The 18,837-nt window shown below is 64.0% G+C and carries 18 protein-coding genes; 14 read left to right on the top strand and 4 right to left on the bottom strand.

Annotation, left to right across the window (positions count from 1 at the left end):
- The first annotated feature begins 312 nt into the window (after nt 1-312).
- From ACSQ3Z_RS22975 to ACSQ3Z_RS22950, 6 genes are all read left to right on the top strand, one after another.
- Complete coding sequence (locus tag ACSQ3Z_RS22975) at nt 313-1,698, top strand: M20/M25/M40 family metallo-hydrolase (protein ID WP_436173543.1); 1,386 nt, start codon at nt 313-315, stop codon at nt 1,696-1,698.
- Between the two features lie 132 nt (nt 1,699-1,830).
- The gene (locus tag ACSQ3Z_RS22970) at nt 1,831-2,451 is read left to right on the top strand and encodes a ribonuclease D (RefSeq protein WP_436173542.1); all 621 of its coding nucleotides are present in this window, start codon (nt 1,831-1,833) and stop codon (nt 2,449-2,451) included.
- Nucleotides 2,452-2,524: 73 nt separating this feature from the next.
- A complete protein-coding gene (locus ACSQ3Z_RS22965) occupies nt 2,525-2,728 on the top strand; it encodes a hypothetical protein (protein WP_436173541.1) in 204 nt (67 codons plus the stop codon).
- A 106-nt stretch (nt 2,729-2,834) separates the two neighbouring features.
- Nucleotides 2,835-3,089 carry a GlsB/YeaQ/YmgE family stress response membrane protein gene (locus ACSQ3Z_RS22960; protein WP_436173540.1) on the top strand — a complete coding sequence of 85 codons (255 nt, stop codon included), beginning with the start codon at nt 2,835-2,837 and terminating at the stop codon, nt 3,087-3,089.
- 24 nt (nt 3,090-3,113) lie between these two features.
- A complete protein-coding gene (locus ACSQ3Z_RS22955) occupies nt 3,114-3,260 on the top strand; it encodes a hypothetical protein (RefSeq protein ID WP_404278131.1) in 147 nt (48 codons plus the stop codon).
- Between the two features lie 176 nt (nt 3,261-3,436).
- A complete protein-coding gene (locus ACSQ3Z_RS22950) occupies nt 3,437-4,402 on the top strand; it encodes a YncE family protein (RefSeq protein WP_436173539.1) in 966 nt (321 codons plus the stop codon).
- Here ACSQ3Z_RS22950 and ACSQ3Z_RS22945 read toward each other — a convergent pair.
- Nucleotides 4,385-5,482, bottom strand: a complete 1,098-nt coding sequence (locus ACSQ3Z_RS22945; protein WP_436173538.1) for a glycosyltransferase family 9 protein — start codon at nt 5,480-5,482, stop codon at nt 4,385-4,387. The two genes, ACSQ3Z_RS22950 and ACSQ3Z_RS22945, sit on opposite strands and share 18 nt — an antisense overlap.
- Nucleotides 5,483-5,853: 371 nt before the next feature.
- On the opposite strand from ACSQ3Z_RS22945, the gene ACSQ3Z_RS22940 reads away from it, so the two are divergent.
- Nucleotides 5,854-8,109 carry a transglycosylase domain-containing protein gene (locus ACSQ3Z_RS22940; RefSeq protein ID WP_436173537.1) on the top strand — a complete coding sequence of 752 codons (2,256 nt, stop codon included), beginning with the start codon at nt 5,854-5,856 and terminating at the stop codon, nt 8,107-8,109.
- Nucleotides 8,110-8,264: 155 nt separating this feature from the next.
- Nucleotides 8,265-9,017, top strand: coding sequence for an SDR family NAD(P)-dependent oxidoreductase (locus ACSQ3Z_RS22935; RefSeq protein WP_436173536.1), 753 nt, complete (start codon nt 8,265-8,267; stop codon nt 9,015-9,017).
- Nucleotides 9,018-9,029: 12 nt separating this feature from the next.
- On the opposite strand, the gene ACSQ3Z_RS22930 is transcribed toward ACSQ3Z_RS22935, so the two are convergent.
- Nucleotides 9,030-9,950, bottom strand: coding sequence for a zinc-binding dehydrogenase (locus ACSQ3Z_RS22930; RefSeq protein ID WP_436173535.1), 921 nt, complete (start codon nt 9,948-9,950; stop codon nt 9,030-9,032).
- A gap of 222 nt (nt 9,951-10,172) precedes the next feature.
- On the opposite strand from ACSQ3Z_RS22930, the gene ACSQ3Z_RS22925 reads away from it, so the two are divergent.
- Complete coding sequence (locus ACSQ3Z_RS22925; RefSeq protein WP_436173534.1) at nt 10,173-10,982, top strand: AraC family transcriptional regulator; 810 nt, start codon at nt 10,173-10,175, stop codon at nt 10,980-10,982.
- A gap of 97 nt (nt 10,983-11,079) precedes the next feature.
- Here the strand turns inward: ACSQ3Z_RS22925 and ACSQ3Z_RS22920 are convergent, their stop codons facing one another.
- Nucleotides 11,080-12,861 carry a cation:proton antiporter domain-containing protein gene (locus ACSQ3Z_RS22920; protein ID WP_436173533.1) on the bottom strand — a complete coding sequence of 594 codons (1,782 nt, stop codon included), beginning with the start codon at nt 12,859-12,861 and terminating at the stop codon, nt 11,080-11,082.
- A gap of 161 nt (nt 12,862-13,022) precedes the next feature.
- On the bottom strand, nt 13,023-13,472 hold the full coding sequence (locus ACSQ3Z_RS22915) for a baeRF12 domain-containing protein (protein ID WP_436173532.1): 450 nt from the start codon (nt 13,470-13,472) through the stop codon (nt 13,023-13,025).
- Between the two features lie 408 nt (nt 13,473-13,880).
- Between ACSQ3Z_RS22915 and cysG the strand changes: the two genes are divergently transcribed.
- The 5 genes from cysG (at nt 13,881) to ACSQ3Z_RS22890 (ending at nt 18,788) form a co-directional block, all read left to right on the top strand.
- Nucleotides 13,881-15,329 (top strand): siroheme synthase CysG, encoded by a 1,449-nt coding sequence (cysG, locus tag ACSQ3Z_RS22910; RefSeq protein ID WP_436173531.1) that lies wholly within the window; start codon nt 13,881-13,883, stop codon nt 15,327-15,329.
- Nucleotides 15,326-15,637: a DUF2849 domain-containing protein gene (locus ACSQ3Z_RS22905; RefSeq protein WP_436173530.1), complete on the top strand. Its 312-nt coding sequence runs from the start codon at nt 15,326-15,328 to the stop codon at nt 15,635-15,637. The genes cysG and ACSQ3Z_RS22905 overlap by 4 nt, the downstream gene beginning before the upstream one ends.
- A gap of 38 nt (nt 15,638-15,675) precedes the next feature.
- Nucleotides 15,676-17,346: a nitrite/sulfite reductase gene (locus tag ACSQ3Z_RS22900; RefSeq protein ID WP_436173529.1), complete on the top strand. Its 1,671-nt coding sequence runs from the start codon at nt 15,676-15,678 to the stop codon at nt 17,344-17,346.
- Entirely contained in the window at nt 17,321-18,085 is a 765-nt protein-coding gene (locus ACSQ3Z_RS22895) for a phosphoadenylyl-sulfate reductase (RefSeq protein ID WP_436173528.1), read from the top strand. Before ACSQ3Z_RS22900 ends, ACSQ3Z_RS22895 begins: the two co-directional genes overlap by 26 nt.
- A 169-nt stretch (nt 18,086-18,254) precedes the next feature.
- Nucleotides 18,255-18,788: a DUF934 domain-containing protein gene (locus ACSQ3Z_RS22890; protein WP_436173527.1), complete on the top strand. Its 534-nt coding sequence runs from the start codon at nt 18,255-18,257 to the stop codon at nt 18,786-18,788.
- Nucleotides 18,789-18,837 lie beyond the last annotated feature (49 nt).

The raw sequence follows: 18,837 nt of genomic DNA, 5'->3' as shown, positions 1-18,837 counted from the left end.
GTATGTTACAAAAGTGTAATTTTGGTGCCCTTGAATCGCCACGTTCAAGGACCCAAATACATGTCATCGGCAGTTTTCGCCGAAGTCCGGAGCAAGGCCCGTCCCCCGCCTATCCCGGACACCTGCGGCAGCCTATCCCCCCTCTCCGGGCTGCCGCAACGTTTCGAGTAAAAGGCCGCCGTGGTTCCCCCTCCACCACGGCGGCTCTTTTTTGCCTCCATATTGCCGATGGCCGTGGCCCAACGTTCGTGGGCTTTTCGTTTTCACGTGCTGCCTTTACGGTTCCGCCTCTGAATCGAAAGGCCTGTAGCAATGTCCCAAGTTTCCCCCGTCCTCGATCGTCTCGACAGCAATCTCGACCAGAGCCTGGAGCGGCTGTTCGGGCTGCTCAGCATCAAGTCGATCTCCACCGACCCAAGCTACGCCGCCGACTGCCGCAAGGCGGCGGAATGGCTGGTGGCCGAGCTCAAGCTGATCGGCTTCGACGCCAGCGTGCGCGATACGCCTGGACATCCGATGGTGGTGGCACATCATGAAGGACCGGCAGGCGCACCGCATGTGCTGTTCTACGGCCATTACGACGTGCAGCCGGTCGATCCAATCGAGCTTTGGGAAAACGATCCGTTCGCGCCGGCCGTGAAGGAGGTCGAACCCGGCCACAAGGTGATCACCGGCCGCGGCTCGGCCGATGACAAGGGCCAATTGATGACCTTCGTCGAGGCCTGCCGCGCCTGGAAGCAGGTGCATGGCAGCCTGCCTTGCCGCATCACCATCCTGTTCGAAGGCGAGGAGGAATCCGGCTCGCCGTCGCTGAAGCCGTTCCTCGACGCGAACAAGGCCGAACTCAAGACCGACTTCGCACTGGTCTGCGATACCAGCATGTGGGACCGCGAGACGCCGTCGATCTGCGTTTCGTTGCGCGGCATGGTGGGCGAGGAGGTTACCGTCAAGGCGGCCAGCCGCGATCTGCATTCGGGCCTCTATGGCGGCCCTGCCGCCAACCCGATCCGCATCCTGGCGAAAATCTTGGCCGACATTCACGACAAGGACGGCCGCGTGACCATTCCCGGCTTCTATGACGGGGTCGAGGAGACGCCCTCGCAAATCCTGAAATCATGGGAGACTCTCGGCGAGACCGCCGAAACCTTCCTCGGCCCCGTCGGACTGTCCATACCCGCCGGCGAAAAAGGCCGTTCCGTGCTCGAGCTCACCTGGGCGCGGCCGACGGCCGAATTCAACGGCATCATCGGCGGCTACACGGGAAAAGGCTTCAAGACGGTGATCGCAGCCGAAGCTTCGGCGAAAGTGTCGTTCCGCCTGGTGCACAAGCAGGACCCGAAGAAGATCCGCGCCGCTTTCCAGACTTTCGTGCGGGAACGCATTCCGGCCGATTGCTCGGTCGAATTCCATCCGCATGGCGGCTCGCCGGCGATCCAGCTTTCCTATGACTCGCCGTTCCTGGCCAAGGCCAAGGACGCACTATCCGACGAATGGGCGAAACAGGCCGTCACCACGGGCGGCGGTGGTTCGATCCCGGTGGTCGGCGATTTCCAGACCTATCTCGGCATCGAGTCGCTGCTGGTCGGCTTCGGTCTCGACGACGACCGTATCCATTCGCCCAACGAGAAATACGAGCTCACTTCCTTCCACAAGGGGCAGCGCTCCTGGGCCCGCATTCTCGACGCGCTGACGCGCTGAATTGGCGTGAAAGTCAAGTTTCTGTTGATTTTTCGCCGGATCGCGGCGAGGACGGATGACTAGCGTTAGGTGCTGCAGCGTCCTTTGCGCATCCCAGATGCGCGGCGCTGCAGGCCGCGACCGGAGAAGACGATGAGCGACATCCGCTTCCACAAAAATGACTTGCCCGACCTTTCGCACTACAATGTCGGGGCGGTGGCCATCGACACCGAGACGCTGGGGCTGAACCCGCATCGCGACCGGCTCTGCGTGGTGCAGATCTCGCCCGGCGACGGCTCAGCCGACGTCATCCAGATCGCACCCGGCCAGAAGAAGGCGCCGAACCTCGTCAGCCTGCTCAGGAACAGGGGCATCACCAAGCTGTTCCATTTCGGCCGCTTCGATCTCGCCGTGCTCTACAACGCCTTCGGCGTCATGCCGGAGCCGGTGTTCTGCACCAAGATCGCCTCGCGGCTGACCCGCACCTATACCGACCGGCATGGGCTGAAGGACATCTGCAGCGAGTTGCTCGGCATCGGCCTGTCGAAGGCGCAGCAATCGTCGGACTGGGCAGCCGAGACGCTGTCGCCGGAACAGCTCGAATACGCCGCCTCCGACGTGCTCTACCTGCACCGGCTGCGCGAGGTGCTGGCTGCCCGGCTGGCGCGCGAGAACAGGACGAGGGAGGCTGACGCCTGCTTTCGCTTCCTGCCGACGCGTGCCAAGCTCGACCTGATGGGCTGGGCCGAAGAGGACATCTTCGCCCATAGCTGACGGCTGCGGAACCAGGGCGCCGTTGGCTGCGTTCCGTCGGCTCAAAGAGGGATGACCTCGAAGAGGGCAAGACATGGCAGACCGCAAGCCGATATCGACCGCACCGACGGACGGTTCCAGGGTCACCGTCTACTGGAAAGACAGCAACAGCGTGATCAACGAATCCATCGCCCAGTATCGCGACGGTGCCTGGTGGACCTATATCGACAGCGATACGCAAAAGCGGGTCGAACCGACGAGTTGGCGGCCGGCCTCCGAGGATAGTGACGACGACTGACGCCGCCGCTGGCGGGGCCGGCTGCTTTCGCATAGCCTGAAGTCGTTGATATCGAGGCCGATTCGGGGCGTTCGCTCCGCCGTCGCCCTTTGCTCGGAGGAACTCAATGGGTATCGAAAGCCTTCTCATCTTCATCATCATCGGCGCCATCGCCGGCTGGCTCGCCGGCCTCGTCGTCTCAGGCTTCGGCTTCGGCCTGGTCGGCAACATCGTCGTCGGCATTATCGGTGCCTTCATCGCCGGTTGGCTTTTCCCCAGGCTCGGCTTTGCCATTGGCGGCGGCATCCTCGCCGCCATCATCAATGCCACGATCGGCGCCATCATCCTGTTGCTGGTGGTCAAGGTCTTGAAACGAGCCTGACGCACGACACCAGAAGGGCGCGCCATGAAACAGAACATGCTCTATTTGATCATCGGCGCGCTCGTCGTGGTCGTCATCGCCCTTGGCATCTACGTCTATCGGGAACAGACCAAGCCGAAGGGCGTGGAGCTGAAGATCGACGACAAGGGCATTTCGATCCAGCAGAATTGATAACGACGGATTGACGCCGGGCTGACAGGCTTGACCGGACAACCGCGGATCAGGCTTTATCACTGCGTCTCACGCCAAGGCGGGCCAGCGAGCACCTTCCATTCCTTCCTCTCTTCAAGGTCAGGCCTCAGGTGATACCCCGGATCAACTTCAGGGCCAGCGATGCTGTCCGAGCCGTGCTTTCGGCAATCGGGCGCACGGAAGATGTGCGCTTTTCGCCCGACAACCGGTTATTGGCCATCGCCGGCTTTGGGCGAAAGCGCTGCCTGATCCTGGGGATCGAGGTCGAGCCAGCCTCCGATGGCCCCGAGGTCACGATCCATGATCACATGGAACTGACATCCGACTGCATCGGCGAGGTTCATGGCCTCGATTTCATCGACGACCGGACCCTGGCAGTCGCCAATCGCGATGGGCTGGTTGGGATATTCTCGCTGCCTGCGGGAGAGCCTGCCGGCAGAAGCCTTGAAATCTCGCCGCGGCGCCAGATCAAGAGCGGGCTGCTCTGCAAGCTGAGGACGCCCGGTTCGATCGCAGTCATACGGGAGTCGCGCAACCGGACCAGCCTGCTGGTCTGCAACAACTATACGCACCGGGTCACCCGGCATGTCGTTGACCGGCTGCTGGGATATCGCGCGCTGAGGAACCAGGTGCTGCTGAAACGGGGCCTTGATATTCCCGACGGCATCGCGCTCAGCCATGACGGCCAATGGGTCGCCATCAGCAGCCATGGCACCAAGGATGTGAAGATCTACAGCCTGTCGGGGCCGCTTGGACCCGACACCGAGCCGGCCGGGATCCTGGACAACGCCAACTATCCGCACGGCCTGCGCTTCACCGCTGACGACCGGCACATTCTTGTCGCCGACGCCGGCAGTCCAAGGCTGCACGTCTATGACAGCGAGGGCGGCTGGACCCCTTCGCGCTCGCTTGTCGTCCTCGACGATGAGACCTTCCTGCGCGGCAGGATCAGTGACGAGGAAGGCGGGCCGAAGGGCCTCGATATCGACCGCTCGAACAATGTCGTGGCGTTGACCTGCGAAGAGCAGGCACTGGCGTTTTATTCGCTGGCGTCGATCATCGGGCGGGCAGGGCAGCGAGCTCGAGCCGGAGTTGACGCGCCTCTAAGGGTAAGTATTTGAAGTGGTTGGGACGGCAACGGCTCCGGCGGCCTGAACATCAGCAACACCAACTTTCGGTTGGTCGTGAGGGCTTGGGCCTGGCGCCGAGTTCGACGCCCACCGGACTATTTCCTGGATGCGGGCAACCACGACATCAAGAGGTATATCCTCGGTTTTCCTCGATCCGAACTCGCGCGCTTCCACTACCCAATGATGCGGGGTGAGCGGGCGCCAGAGGCGGGCTTTCGACGGGCCTGCCAATGTAAGCAGTGCACCCTGCCGAGTGGCCACCAGATGTCCAAGCCCGCTCTCTGCGGCAACAATGCAGATCGCACGATCGGCGAGAGCGTGGAATAGCCAAGGAAGCAACGCCGAATCCTGGACCGAACCGACATCAACAATCTTCGACACGCCGTCCTTTTCAATCCAGTTGCGCTGCTCGGTTTCTTGCGGCCCGAGCAGGAAAACAGGAATGATGCCATCGTTGGCAATGTGTTTGGCCAGGTCCGTCCATTTCTGCCGATGCCAGAACTTATTCATGGTCGGGCCGGGAGACAGGCCTATAAAGCGCTCGCCCGACGAAATGAGTCGCAAAGCCTCGTCGCGCGCCTTTTCGAACACGGGCAATCTGGCGTCGAAAGGCAAAAGGCGGCCAGTGGCCAGTTCGACCATCCGATGCCATCGCAGGGCGTTGGTAGGGGGGCGAGGCTCGAAAAAGCCGGCAATATTGCGTCGTAGAGCGAAGCCTACCGAATTGGCAATGTACCGCGCAGGCAGTCCTGTCGCTGCAAAATAGCTCCGGGGTGTCTCCTTGCTTGAGCGAAGATCCAACACGAGGTCCACGGTGCCAAGTCGGCGTATCAGCGCACGCACCTCAGAAATGTTGGACAGGCGCTGATCGACTAGAATTTCATCGATAAGTTCGGGCTGAACGGGGGCCAATGTTGTGCGCCACACGGTGTCCAAATCCGATGCGCAGACGATCCGATGAGTGGGCAAAGCCAGCCTCAGCGCGCGGTAGACTGGAATCCGCAAAATCGCGTCCCCAAGCTTTTCATTGCGCGTCAGCACCAGGACTACTGGCTTTTCTGAAATCTTCATGTTCGCAGCGCCAAATCCCGAAAATCTTCGCGCTAATGCAAGATGATGCCGAAGGCAAGCAGTGACCGAGCCACAAGCCAAGCATGCGGCGAATACTTTTGCCCTCGCGGGTTCACATTGCGCGGCCGACGAACCCCCTCAGGGGTAACCTCGATCAGGATTTAGCCGCGCCGCGCAAGCCACGGCGAAAGGCTTATGTCGGCATGAAAGAACCTATTTCCGCGCGGGAAAGCATCGGTAACGGCAGCGGATTTCCAAATTTCCAAGGCAATTCAACGGGCTGTGAATCCGCCGCTTTAACGCGCCTTTAAACCGCCGCATCTAATCTGCAACCCGAGCGCCCATAGGCACCGGGACATTAAGCACAGCGCATGGCGAACCGCAGAGACAGTCGCATCGAACCGAGCTTCGAGGGGCCGTCACAGGCAAAGACCTCGGCCGGGTTTTCGGTGAGCGAGGAGGATCGCGTCGTGCCTGGCAATCGCAAATCCTCCACAGGGCGCAAGACCGCCAGGGCGAAATCATCGCGGCGTGGACGCGGCCGCAGCCGGCGCGGCCTGTTCGGCGTGCTTGGCCGCCTGGTCTACTGGTGCTTCGTGCTCTGCATCTGGGGCGGCATCGCGGCGGCCGGCATCGTCGTCTATTACGGCGCGAAGATGCCTGCGGCCACGACCTGGTCGATCCCCGACCGCGCGCCCAACATCAAGATCGTCTCGGCCGACGGACAATTGCTCGCCAATCGCGGCATGAGCGGTGGCGAGGCGGTCGGCCTGCACGAAATGTCGCCCTACATTCCCGAAGCCGTCATCGCCATCGAGGACCGCCGTTTCTATTCGCATTTCGGCATCGACCCGATCGGCCTGTCGCGCGCCATGGTCACCAACGTGCTCGGCGGGCATTTCTCGCAGGGCGGCTCGACGCTGACCCAGCAGCTGGCCAAGAACCTGTTCCTGACACCGGATCGCACGCTCGAACGCAAGGTGCAGGAAGTGCTGCTGGCGCTGTGGCTGGAGCACAAGCACACCAAGGACCAGATCCTCGAAATGTACCTCAACCGGGTCTATTTCGGCTCGGGCGCCTATGGCGTGGAGGCGGCTTCGCGGCGCTATTTCGGCAAGAGCGCGAGCGACGTCACCTTGTCCGAGGCAGCCCTCCTGGCCGGCCTGTTGAAAGCGCCGTCGCGGCTGTCGCCGGCGCGCGACCCGAAGGCGGCCGAGGACCGGGCGCAGCTGGTGCTCGCCGCCATGCGCGACGAAGGCAAGATCAGCGCCAAGGAACTGACCTCGGCGATGAGCGCGCCGGCGACACGCGCGCCGTCCTACTGGACCGGCTCGGAAAACTATGTCGCCGACACGATCATGGAAGAATTGCCCGACCTGATCGGCGACGTGCGTGGCGATATCGTCATCGATAGCACTGTCGACCTGACGCTGCAGAAACTCGCCGAACAGTCGATCCGGCGGCTGATCGACGAGAGCGGCAAGAAGCTCAATGTCAGCCAGGGCGCGCTGGTGTCGATCGACGATTCCGGCGCGGTGCGCGCCATGGTCGGCGGCTACGACTATTCGACCAGCCAGTTCGACCGCGCCTCGGAAGCGCGCCGGCAGCCCGGCTCGGCCTTCAAGCCGTTCGTCTATATGGCGGCGTTGGAAGCCGGACGTACGCCGGACAGCGTGCGCAACGACGCGCCGATCAAGATCGGCAAATGGACGCCGGACAATTACGGCGGCAAGTATTTCGGCAAGGTGACACTGGCGACGGCGCTGGCGAAGTCGCTGAACTCGGTCGCGGCACAGCTGACCATGGAGGTCGGGCCCGACGCGGTGGTCGAGGCGGCGCACCGCATGGGCATCCAGTCCGAGCTGCAGTCGAATACCTCGATCGCGCTCGGCACTTCCGAAGTGACGCCGCTGGAACTGACGTCGGCCTATGTTCCCTTCGCCAATGGCGGCTACAAGCCGGACATCCATTTCATCCGCCGCATCACCACGACCGAAGGCAAGGTGCTCTATGACGACAATGGCGGCGGCGCGCCGCGCGTCGTCAAACCAGAGATCGTCGGCATGATGAACTCGATGATGACCGGCACGGTCGAGATCGGCACTGCCAAGAAGGCGGCGTTTGCCTGGCCGTCGGCCGGCAAGACCGGCACCAGCCAGAATTCGCGCGACGCCTGGTTCGTCGGCTACACCGCCAACCTGACCACCGGCGTGTGGTTCGGCAATGATGACGGCAGCGCAATGAAGAAAGTCACCGGCGGCGCGCTGCCGGCACAGGCCTGGCACGAGTTCATGGTCGCGGCACATGAAGGCGTGCCGGTGCGGCCGCTGCCCGGAACCTGGAAGTCGACGCCATCGGACACGATCGTGCCGGACGACATTCCGTCTGCCGATGTCGGACCGGCGCCGGTGCCGCAGGCGTCGGTCGGCCAGTCCCAGCCTGCTGCCCGAGCGCCTGCGCCTGCCCGCCCTGCACGGCCCGCCCAGACGGTCGATGCCGATGTCTTGGACATGCCGGGCGACGGTGGCACCACCGCTTCGGTCGGGCATCCCGTGCCGCCCGGCAATGTCGGCGGCCCGACCAAGAAGCGGCAGACGTCGATCCTCGACATCCTCACCGGGGGGTAGAGCCTGATAGAATCGGGATGGGGCTCTATCTCTTTGTTTGACCATGATCTTTTCCGAAAACCGGATTCCACTTTTTCGGGATCATGGTCCAAGCGTCAACTCGCCCCTCGCCACGGCATCGGCGTTCCGCTAAATGTCCGGCTGGAGACCGCGACATGGCTGAACCCGACACCAGAAAGACCATCGTGCTGACCGGCGCCAGCCGCGGCATCGGTCATGCCACGGTCAAGCGCTTTTCACGCGAGGGCTGGCGGGTCATCACCTGCTCGCGCCAGGCCTTTGCCGAGGACTGTCCGTGGCCGGCCGGGCCGGAGGACCACATCAAGGTCGATCTGGCCGACCAGGAGGATGTCGGCGTCGCCGTTTCGGAAATCCGTCACCGGCTGGAGGCGCATGGCGGACACCTCAATGCGCTGGTCAACAATGCCGGCATCTCGCCGAAGCTCAGCGACGGCAACAGCCGCATGAACTCGATCGACACGCCGATGCATGTCTGGCGCGACGTGTTCCAGGTCAATTTCTTCGCACCGATCATGCTGGCCAGAGGCCTGTTCAAGGAGCTGGCATCGGCGAAAGGTTCGATCGTCAACGTCACCTCGATCGCCGGCACCCGTGTACACCCCTTCGCCGGCACGGCCTATGCGACGTCGAAGGCGGCGCTCGGTTCGCTGACGCGCGAGATGGCGCATGATTTCGGCCCGCACGGCATCCGCGTCAACGCCATCGCACCGGGCGAGATCGACACGGCGATCCTGTCGCCCGGCACCGACAAGATCGTCGAGACGATCCCGCTCAGAAGGCTCGGCGCTACGGCTGAGGTCGCCGACATCATCTTCTTCCTCTGCTCGCAGCAGGCATCCTACGTGACCGGCTCGGAAATCCACATCAATGGCGGCCAGCACGTGTGAGGCTTCAGGCTCTCATTCGGTCATGGTGAGAACAGCCTTGCCGCTGAAGCTGCGCTGTCGCAGTGCGTCCAGGGCTTGGGCGATGTCTGTCCACCGCACAGTCAAGGCCACGCGGGTTTCCAGCCGGCCAGCCGCGACCAGAGCGAGCAGCGAGGCGATGTCCGCGCCAATGCCGGAGCCAGAAGTGTAGTACGCGAAAGTCTGAAGCCTCGCCCCCTCGTGACCAGGGACGAACTGGCGGAATCCAACGGGCGTGAGTTCGCCACTGCTCGAACCGAACATGACGATGATCCCGCCAGGTGCGACTCGCTCGATCGCGTGTGCGAGGCTTTCGCCGCCGACTGACTCAGTGATCAGCGAAAATGGCCCCTCGGCCAGCTCAATCGACTCGACGACCTGCTCGGCGCCCAGGCGGCGGAGATCCTCGCCGTGCCGGGCGGCTGCGATCGCGGTCACCGACGCACCCTGCTGGCGGGCGATCTGGATCTGGAAACGACCGACCGCACCGCTTGCGCCGGTGATCAGGACCTGCTGGCCGGCCAGGTCGCCGCCGTGGCGCAGAGTCCTCAGCGCCGTCGTGCCCGCGACCGGAAGCGCGGCTGCGGAAACGAAGCTGACGTCATCCGGCAGCACGGCGAGACGGTCGGTTGAAACGGCGACCCGTTCGGCCCAGCCGGCCTGGTCGACCAAAGCCGCAACCCGGGTGCCCACGGCTGGCCCGGAGCCATCGGCTGCTGCCTGTTCGACAACCCCAACGATGTCCTGGCCGGGTATCCAGCCGCTCGGACGTATGGTGAGCAGGCGCAGTTCGCCGCGGTTCAACGAGGTTGCGTGGACCGAGACAAGCGCCTCGTTCGCGAGGGGCTGAGGTTCCTCGAACTCGCCTAGCCTTAACCCGGTGGCGCTGTCGGGAGACGTGACTAGGGCGAGCATGGGGGTCGTACCTTCCTGCCGGTTTGTGGACGCCAGCTCCCCTGGAAAGCACGGCAAGCTGGCCCACTCAGAGTACCCATCGAGATCGCAGGCCATGCCTGCGATGCGCGCGCAGCGTCATTGCGATCAACTGGTGTCCGCCATGCGCAAACCGGAACCTATCGACTTCCCTGGTTTAGGAATTTAGCTATGATGGCATTTAATCGCTAAAAGCCGTCAATCATGAGGCAGCCTCTTCGCTATCCTTGGCCCGATCTCGATGTGGACAATGTGCTCGCGCCGGCGATCGCGGTGCGCGTTGACGTCACCGACACCAGAGCGGAGGTACCCGCCCATCGGCATCGCAAGGGCCAGCTCGTCTTCGCGCTCGGAGGCGGCGTCACATGCCACGTCCCAAGCGGCCTATGGATGGTACCGCCTCATTGCGGGGTCTGGATTCCCGGCGACATGGAGCACAGCAATGTCGCGACGGCCAACGCCCGGATTTTTTTCGTGTACATTGAGCCGGGAGCCGCCGATCTGCCGGACCGGTGCTGCACCCTTTCGATCTCGCCGCTGCTTCGCGAACTGATCATCGAGCTGTCCGATGGCGTGCAGGACGACCACGCGAGGGATGAGCTTTTGACCAAGACCCTGCTTACTGAGCTGCCACGTATGCCTGTCCAGCGGCTGCATCTGCCGATCTCGTCCGAGCCGCGCTTGAGGAAGATCGCCGAAGCGTTGGCGCAAGACCCTGCCGACCGTAGCACACTGGCAGAATGGGCCAGTCGCGTTGCGCTCAGCGAGAGCAGTCTCGCCCGCCTCGTGGTGAAGGAGACAGGGCTGAGCTTCGGGCGCTGGCGCCAGCAATTGCACCTGATCGTCGCGATTCGAGAACTGGCCTCCGGTGCGAGCGTGCAGCAGGTTTCGGGCGATCTTGGCTATGGTTCCGTCACGGCCTTCATCACAATGTTCAAGAAGGCGCTTGGGAAGCCGCCGGCAAAATACCTCGGCAGTGTCGCGCAAAACGGCGGCTCTGCATTTATGGCGTGAGCAACTCGCCTGCGGGCGGACGATTGAGATCGATTGTGCAATCTTTCGCCGGCCTTCTGCCAGTGGCGACCAGTACGCATGATCGTGCAGGATCGACTCAGGCAGCGGACGGTTCAGCCGCCTCTGGCTTGTGGCCCAGAACCTCTTCCACGATGCCGCGGGCGATCTCGCGCTCGCCCATGATGACGGTGTCGGCGCCGAGCCCCTTGAGGTGCTCGACCTCGGCGTCTGAATGGGCTCGGGCGATGACGTCGATGCCAGGATTAGCGGCGCGTGCGCGCAGCACGACCTGTCCTGCCTCGAAGGCATTGGGAATGGCGAGGATCAGCCGCTTTGCACTTTCCGGATTGGCGGCGGCAAACACGTCGGCATTGGCCGCGTTGCCGGAAATGGTTTCAATGCCGTCGGCCTTGAGCTTCGTCAGCGTCTTGTCGGCATCTTCGATGACGAGGAAGGGCATGGCTGCGTCCTTGAGTGCCGCGCCGACGAGGCTGCCGACGCGGCCATAACCGATCAGGATGGCGTGGCCGGTGAGCTTTGTCTTCGGCGGCGGCCCGTCCTCCCGAGCTGGCGCCGCGACGGAAGCCACCTCTCCCGGTGCGGTCGCCGGGCCGATCGGTTTTGCCTCGACCGGTGACGCTGCCTTGGCGGCCCGCGCCTCCAGCCATGGCTTCATCCAGTCGATGGCGAGGAACATCAAAGGGTTGAGCATGATCGACAGGATGGCGCCGGCCAGGATCAGGTCGCGTCCCTGTTCGGGCAACAGGCCGAGCCCGACGCCGAGTTCGGCCAGGATGAAGGAGAACTCGCCGATCTGGGCAAGGCTTGCCGAGATCATCAGTGCGGTGGCAATCGGATAGCCGAAGACGACGACAATGACGAACGCCGCCAGCGATTTGCCGAGCACGATGATGGCCAGCGTCGCCAGGATCGGCAGACCATTGCTCATCAGGCTGAGCGGGTCGAACAGCATGCCGACCGAAACGAAGAACAGCACCGAGAAGGCGTCGCGCAGCGGCAGCGATTCCTCGGCCGCGCGGTGGCTGAGCTCGGACTCGCTCATGATCATGCCGGCAAAGAAGGCGCCCAGCGCCAGCGAGACGCCGAACAGCTTTGCCGCCCCGAAGGCGACGCCGAGCGCTATGGCGAGCACGGCCAGCCGGAACAGTTCGCGCGAGCCGGTATGGGCGACATAGTGCAGGATCCAGGGGATGACCCGGCGGCCGACCACCAGCATGACGACGACGAAGGCGGCGACCTTGGCCAGCGTGACGCCGACGACCCCCCAGATGCCGTAGCTGGCGGGCAGCGCCAGCACGCCGCTGGCGTGGCTGTCCGCTTGTGGTTGGCCGCCGAGCACGCCGGCCAGCGCAGGCAGCAGCACCAGCGCCAGCACCATGGCCAAGTCCTCGACGATCAGCCAGCCGACAGCGATGCGGCCGCGCTCGGTCTCGATCAGCCGGCGCTCCTGCAAGGCGCGCAGCAGCACCACGGTCGAGGCGACGGAAAGCGCCAGGCCGAAGACCAGCCCTGCACCCATCGACCAGCCGAGCAGCCAGGCAAGGCCGGCGCCGAGGGCGGTGGCAAAGGCGATCTGCACGACGGCGCCGGGCACGGCGATGGCGCGGACCGACAAAAGGTCCTTCAGTGAAAAATGCAGGCCGACGCCGAACATCAAGAGGATGACGCCGATTTCGGCGAGCTCGTTGGCGAGGCCGGCATCGGCGACGAAACCCGGCGTGTTCGGCCCGACCAGCACGCCGGCTACGAGATAGCCGACCAGCGGCGGTACGCGAAAACGGTTGGCGAGCGCTCCAAAGACGAAAGCCAGCCCCAGACCGGCGACGATGGTGGCGATAAGGGGCGTGTCACGCGGCATTGTCTATGGAGCGCCTTTCGAAATCGCGATGTCGGATAGGGCCGCTGGAGGCCGCCGCCTGTTGCAGTATGGGGGCTGTCATAGGCGCGAGGCAACCCGCCATGCCGCGAAATGGCCGGCAGTGCCGACAAGAGCGAATGGAGGACCGAATTGCGCGCGGGTCAGGCGGCCTGCAGCAGGCTCTCGATCTCGAAAATAGTGTGGTTGGTCAGCGTCTTCGGAATTTCCGCCTGCACCCTGTCGCCGACCTCCTTGTGCAGCTTCCGGCGCATCTCGCCCAGCACCTGCGGCGGCGCGACCAGCACGATCTCCTCGAAGGCGCCGCGATGCGCCAGCCGGTAGAGCCGCTCGGCGATATCGTCGGCGAAGCGCTCCTTGCCGATACGGTGCCAATCGGTGTCCTGAACCGCACTGCGATGGACCGACGGGCCGTCATTGTAGCGGCCCGGGCGGTCGCTGCCTTGATCGCGGGTGGCGGGGTTCTCCTGCTCCATTTCCTGCACCACTTGCAGGTCGGTGAATCGCGTGTCGCCCCGGTTGCGCAGGAACAGCGCCTTCTCACCGTCGGCGACCACAACCCACAGCCCATGCTTCAGCTTGATGTCGCTCATATCGGCTCCTCCGTTTCCTGACCGGCCCCGGATGAGACCGCATGGCCCGATGCCCTGCAGCCTGGGGCTTGAATGGCAAACGCTGGGTCGGGCGAAATCGTTCCGGGACGACGCCTCGTGCCCGGCCGAAGATCGCCGCGATGCCTTGCGGCATTAATCTACTAATTTGGTAGAATTTAGAAAAAACTGTTTTGCGACGCCGAGCGCGAGCGGCTAAAAGGGCCGCAGATCCGGGCCTGCAACAGCATCTTGAATCCGCTTGGCACCTGGCTGTGGAATAATTTTCTCCTGCCCTTCGCAGTTGCGAAAAAGCGATTGCCTGCCATCGCCGGATGCGCGAGTGCTTTCCTTCTGGTTTTTCGCGCCGCCGCGTAAAACTGGCAGACTGTTCCAGGATTCCTTGTCGTCATGCCTGAGGCCAATGCCAAGCTTAACGCCTTTCCCGTTTTCATGCGGGTCGAGGGCGAAGCCGTGGCCATCGTCGGCGGCGGCGAGGAGGCGTTGGCCAAGGCTCGGCTGCTCGGCCAGTCGAGCGCGGTGCTGCGCATCATCGCCAATACCGCCGAAGCCGAGCTGCTGAGCTTCATCGCTGCGACCGGCGCCGTCCATATCGATGCCGCCTACGAGGCGGCGCATCTGGAAGGCGCGACCCTGGTGTTCGCCGCCAGCGGCGAGGAAGCGCTCGATCGCCGCGTCGCCGCCGACGCACGCCGGCTGGGCATTCCGGTCAATGCGGTCGACCGGCCCGAGCTTTGCGATTTCTTTACGCCGGCGCTGGTCAACCGCGCCCCGGTTGCGATTGCCATCGGCACCGAAGGGGCTGGTCCGGTGCTTGCCCAGATTCTGCGCGGCCGCATCGACCGCATGCTGTCGCCGTCGCTCGGTGCGCTGGCGACGCTCGCCGCTTCGTTCCGTGGTGCCGCCGAGCGCCTGCCGAAGGGCAATGGCCGCCGCCGCTTCTGGAGCGATTTCTTCGCCGGCGCGCCGGCGCGTGCCGTCGAAGCCGGAGAGCTTTCGCAGGCGCATGATGCAGCACTTGACCTGCTCGTCTCCAATGCGCCGGCCGCAGGCCATATCGCGCTGGTCGGCGCGGGCCCAGGCGCGGAAGACCTTTTGACGCTGCGGGCGCATCGGCTTTTGATGGAAGCCGACGTCATCGTCTATGACGCGCTGGTGCCGGAAGCGATCGTCGCCATGGGCCGTCGCGACGCCGAGCGCCTGCCGGTCGGCAAGCGCAAGGGCTGCCATTCCAAGAGCCAGGCCGAGATCAATGCGCTGCTGGTCGAACTCGGCCATGCCGGCAAGCGCGTCGTGCGGCTGAAGTCGGGCGATCCGCTGGTGTTCGGCCGGGCCGGCGAGGAAATGGCCGCACTTCGCGACGCCGGCATAGCCTATGAAGTGGTTCCCGGCGTCACCGCGGCCTTCGCTGCTGCTGCCGATTTCGAACTGCCGCTGACACTGCGCGGCGTCTCTTCGTCGATGGTGTTCACGACAGGCCACGATCTCAAGGGCAATTCGCTGCCCGACTGGGCCAAGCTTGCCATCTCCGGCGCCACTGTCGCCGTCTATATGGGCCGCTCGGTCGCCGCCGAAGTTGCGGGACGGCTGATCGAAGCCGGCCTCTCGCCGGACACGGCGGTCGCTGTGGTCGAGAATGCCAGCCTCGGCAACCGCCGCCGCTTCCACGGCACGCTGGCCGATTTGCCGTCTCTGGAAGCGCGCGCCGACCTCACCGGCCCGGTCATGACTATCATCGGCGATGCGGTCGCCGGCGCCAATTTCGAACGTTCCGAGCCGCTCGCGGCACACAGGCATGAGGGCGTTGCCAACACGGCCGCCGAAGGAGTTGAGCAATGAAGGTTCTGACCGCAAACAGGCTCACCGACGGCATCGCCGTCTGGTACGCCGATGGCGGCTGGGCCGAGACGATCGGCAATGCCGACCTCGCCCATGACAAGACGGCCGAGGACCGGCTGGAAGCAATCGGTGCCGCTGCCTACGCCAACAATGAGGTTGTCGACGTCAATTTGATCGACGTCACCGTGGTCGACGGCGTGGTCGAAGCGGTGCGGCTGCGCGAAAAGATCCGCGCCGCCGGCCCGACCATCCGTGGCGATCTCGGCAAGCAGGCTCATCCGGAAGCTGTCCGGGCGGCATCGATTTAAGCAGGCAATACGGGCGGGCGCGCCCTGAAAGACGAAGCATGTACCGTTACGATGAGTTCGACCAAGATTTCGTGCAGGCCCGTGTCGCCGAGTTCAGCGACCAGGTCCAGCGGCGGCTTGCCGGCGAGATCACCGAGGACCAGTTCCGGCCGCTCAGGCTGATGAACGGCGTCTACCTGCAGCTGCACGCCTATATGCTGCGCATCGCGGTGCCCTATGGTACGCTGAACAGCCAGCAGCTGCGTATGCTCGGCCACATCGCCCGCAAATACGACAAGGGCTACGGCCATTTCACGACGCGGCAGAACATCCAGTTCAACTGGCCGGCGCTGTCGGACATCCCGGCGATCCTGGCGGATCTGGCCAGCGTCGAGATGCATGCCATCCAGACCAGCGGCAACTGCATCCGCAACGTTACCGCCGACCACTTTGCCGGTGCCGCCGCCGACGAGGTCGCCGATCCGCGCCCCTATGCCGAAATCCTGCGGCAATGGTCGTCGGTGCATCCGGAGTTTTCGTTCCTGCCGCGCAAGTTCAAGATCGCGGTGACCGGTGCCGACCGCGATCGCGCCGCCATCCAGACGCATGACATTGGCCTGCACTTGAAGAAGAATGCTGCCGGCGAACTCGGCTTCGCCGTCTATGTCGGCGGTGGCCAGGGCCGCACGCCGATGGTCGCCAAGAAGATCCGCGACTTCCTGCCGGAAGCCGACCTTCTCTCCTACTGCACGGCGATCCTGCGCGTTTACAATCTCTATGGCCGTCGCGACAACAAGTACAAGGCGCGCATCAAGATCCTCGTCCACGAGACCGGGGTCGAGGAGATCACCCGCCAGATCGAGGCCGAATGGCAGGAGCTGAAGGACGCCGAGCTGAAGCTGCCGGAAGCCGACATCCGCGCCATCGACGCTTATTTCGCGCCGCCTCAGCTGACCGCTCGGCCGGAAGGCGACGCGGCGGTGAAGCTGGCACGGCTCGATTCCAAAAGTTTCTCCGAATGGCTCGACCAGAATGTGGTGACCCACCGCCATCCCGACTATGCGGCGGTGACGATCTCGCTCAAGGGCATCGGCGAGGTGCCGGGCGACGCCACGGACAGCCAGATGGAAGCGGTTGCCGACATCGCCGAGAAATACGCCTTCGACGAGCTGCGCGTCAGCCACGAGCAGAACCTGATCCTGCCGCATGTCGCGCGCGCCGACCTCAAGGCGGTTTATGACGCGCTGGTAGACATCGGGCTGGCGACAGCCAATTCCAATTTGATCAGCGACATCATCTCGTGCCCCGGCCTCGACTATTGCGCGCTGGCCACGGCGCGCTCCATTCCGGTGGCGCAGGAAATCTCGCAGCGCTTCGCCTCGCTCGAGCGCCAGCGCGAGATCGGCGAATTGAAGCTGAAGATTTCCGGCTGCATCAATGCCTGCGGCCACCACCATGTCGGCCATATCGGCATTCTCGGCGTCGAGAAGAAGGGCGCCGAGCTCTACCAGGTCACGCTCGGCGGCTCGGCCGACGAGAACACCTCGGTCGGCGAGATCATCGGCCGCGGCTTCTCGTCGGAAGAGATCACCGACGCCATCGAGCAGATCGTCGAAACCTATCTCGGCCTTCGGCTCGATCCCTCAGAACGATTCATCGACGCTTACCGCAGAGTCGGTCCCGCGCCGTTCAAGGAGGCGCTTTATGCTGGCGAAACCAAGGCCGCTTGACCGTATCGTCGATGTCGAGGCCGGCATCGCCGCCGAGGCGGCGGGGCTCGACGCGCTCTATGGTCACCTGAACCCGCTCCAGATCATCGAGCGCTCGACGCGGGAAATCTTTCGCGGCGGTATCGCTGCAGTTTCCTCCTTCGGCGCCGATTCGGCCGTGCTCCTGCACATGATCGCCGAGATCGACCGCACCCTGCCGGTGATCTTCCTCGATACCGGCAAGCATTTCGAGGAGACGCTCGGTTATCGCGACGCGCTCGCCGCCGATTTCGGCCTGACCGACATCAGGGTGATCAAGCCCGAAGAGGCCGCACTCGAGCGGGTCGATCCGACCGGCAACCTCAACGAGACCGACACCGACGCCTGCTGCAATGTGCGCAAGGTCGAGCCGTTGGCGCGCGGCGTCGAGCCGTTCCGCGCCTGGTTCACCGGGCGCAAGCGCTTCCAAGCCTCGACGCGCGCGGCACTGCCCGTCTTCGAAGCGGTCGGCTCGCGCATCCGCGTCAACCCGCTGGCGCATTGGACGACGTCGGACCAGGCCGCCTACATGCGCGCGCATGCGCTGCGCGAGAACCCACTGGTCGCTTATGGCTATCTGTCGATCGGTTGCTTCCCGTGCACGCAGCCGGTGCAGCCGGGCGAGGACGCGCGCAGCGGCCGCTGGGCCGGACACGCCAAGACCGAGTGCGGCATCCACCTTTCCGGGCTGGAGAAGTCGCTGACCGACGCATCGCTTTAGGGTATGTTGATCTTCAGGTGAGGACGGCCTGCGAACGGCGGTTTCCTGCGCTTCCGGTGCTCACGTACTTCAAGTACGCTCCGCTCCGGCTCTCGGAAGCCACCGTTCTCGGCTCGGCCTGACCTGAATCTCAACACACCCTGGTATAGTTTTTGGGCTAGGAATTTTGATGACCGAACCGACGACACCGGAGACCCGCCTCTGGACCCCTACGGGTTTCCGCGAGGACGAATGGGTTCATGCCGAAAGCGCCGATGCGCTTACCGGCAATGGCCGCTTCATCCTGCCGCTGCAGGCGTTTCTGGGGCTCGACGCGGAGGTGCGCCGATCGGCGAAGGAGCGCCTCGGCGTCCAGCTTCTGCCGGGTGACGAACTCGACAAGATCGCCGGACTGCTCGACCAGCTGTCGCTGGTGGCGCTAGCCTTTCCGGCGTTCAATGACGGGCGGTCCTTCTCCAAGGGCGAATTGCTGCGCGCGCGCTATCATTTCCAGGGTGCCGTCCGCGCCACTGGCCAGGTTCTGGTCGATCAGCTGCCGCATATGCTGCGGCTCGGCTTCGACGAATTCGAAGTGTCGAACCCGGTGCTGTTGAAGCGGCTCGAGGAAGGCCGCACCGGGGGCCTGCCGCTCTACTATCAGCCGGCCGCCGAGCCGGAGGCCAAGGGGCCGAAATATTCCTGGCGGCGCAAACGCACGGGCTGACCCTACGGCAACGCGCTGACGTCTTTACAATGCTCGCAAGCGGGCCTTC

Origin of the sequence: Mesorhizobium sp. LjNodule214, assembly GCF_964252735.1 — a bacterium.
Taxonomy (GTDB): domain Bacteria; phylum Pseudomonadota; class Alphaproteobacteria; order Rhizobiales; family Rhizobiaceae; genus Mesorhizobium.
The sequence above is the reverse complement of the archived record's forward strand: the minus strand, read 5'-3'. Positions and strand labels throughout refer to the sequence as shown.

Excerpts from the sequence above, each read along its gene's own strand:
- ACSQ3Z_RS22975 (WP_436173543.1), top strand. The coding sequence starts at position 313 with ATGTCCCAAGTTTCCCCCGTCCTCGATCGTCTCGACAGCAATCTCGAC.
- ACSQ3Z_RS22970 (WP_436173542.1), top strand. The coding sequence starts at position 1,831 with ATGAGCGACATCCGCTTCCACAAAAATGACTTGCCCGACCTTTCGCAC.
- ACSQ3Z_RS22965 (WP_436173541.1), top strand. The coding sequence starts at position 2,525 with ATGGCAGACCGCAAGCCGATATCGACCGCACCGACGGACGGTTCCAGG.
- ACSQ3Z_RS22960 (WP_436173540.1), top strand. The coding sequence starts at position 2,835 with ATGGGTATCGAAAGCCTTCTCATCTTCATCATCATCGGCGCCATCGCC.
- ACSQ3Z_RS22955 (WP_404278131.1), top strand. The coding sequence starts at position 3,114 with ATGAAACAGAACATGCTCTATTTGATCATCGGCGCGCTCGTCGTGGTC.
- ACSQ3Z_RS22945 (WP_436173538.1), bottom strand. The coding sequence starts at position 5,482 with ATGAAGATTTCAGAAAAGCCAGTAGTCCTGGTGCTGACGCGCAATGAA.
- ACSQ3Z_RS22940 (WP_436173537.1), top strand. The coding sequence starts at position 5,854 with ATGGCGAACCGCAGAGACAGTCGCATCGAACCGAGCTTCGAGGGGCCG.
- ACSQ3Z_RS22935 (WP_436173536.1), top strand. The coding sequence starts at position 8,265 with ATGGCTGAACCCGACACCAGAAAGACCATCGTGCTGACCGGCGCCAGC.
- ACSQ3Z_RS22930 (WP_436173535.1), bottom strand. The coding sequence starts at position 9,950 with ATGCTCGCCCTAGTCACGTCTCCCGACAGCGCCACCGGGTTAAGGCTA.
- ACSQ3Z_RS22925 (WP_436173534.1), top strand. The coding sequence starts at position 10,173 with ATGAGGCAGCCTCTTCGCTATCCTTGGCCCGATCTCGATGTGGACAAT.
- ACSQ3Z_RS22920 (WP_436173533.1), bottom strand. The coding sequence starts at position 12,861 with ATGCCGCGTGACACGCCCCTTATCGCCACCATCGTCGCCGGTCTGGGG.
- ACSQ3Z_RS22915 (WP_436173532.1), bottom strand. The coding sequence starts at position 13,472 with ATGAGCGACATCAAGCTGAAGCATGGGCTGTGGGTTGTGGTCGCCGAC.
- cysG (WP_436173531.1), top strand. The coding sequence starts at position 13,881 with ATGCCTGAGGCCAATGCCAAGCTTAACGCCTTTCCCGTTTTCATGCGG.
- ACSQ3Z_RS22905 (WP_436173530.1), top strand. The coding sequence starts at position 15,326 with ATGAAGGTTCTGACCGCAAACAGGCTCACCGACGGCATCGCCGTCTGG.
- ACSQ3Z_RS22900 (WP_436173529.1), top strand. The coding sequence starts at position 15,676 with ATGTACCGTTACGATGAGTTCGACCAAGATTTCGTGCAGGCCCGTGTC.
- ACSQ3Z_RS22895 (WP_436173528.1), top strand. The coding sequence starts at position 17,321 with ATGCTGGCGAAACCAAGGCCGCTTGACCGTATCGTCGATGTCGAGGCC.
- ACSQ3Z_RS22890 (WP_436173527.1), top strand. The coding sequence starts at position 18,255 with ATGACCGAACCGACGACACCGGAGACCCGCCTCTGGACCCCTACGGGT.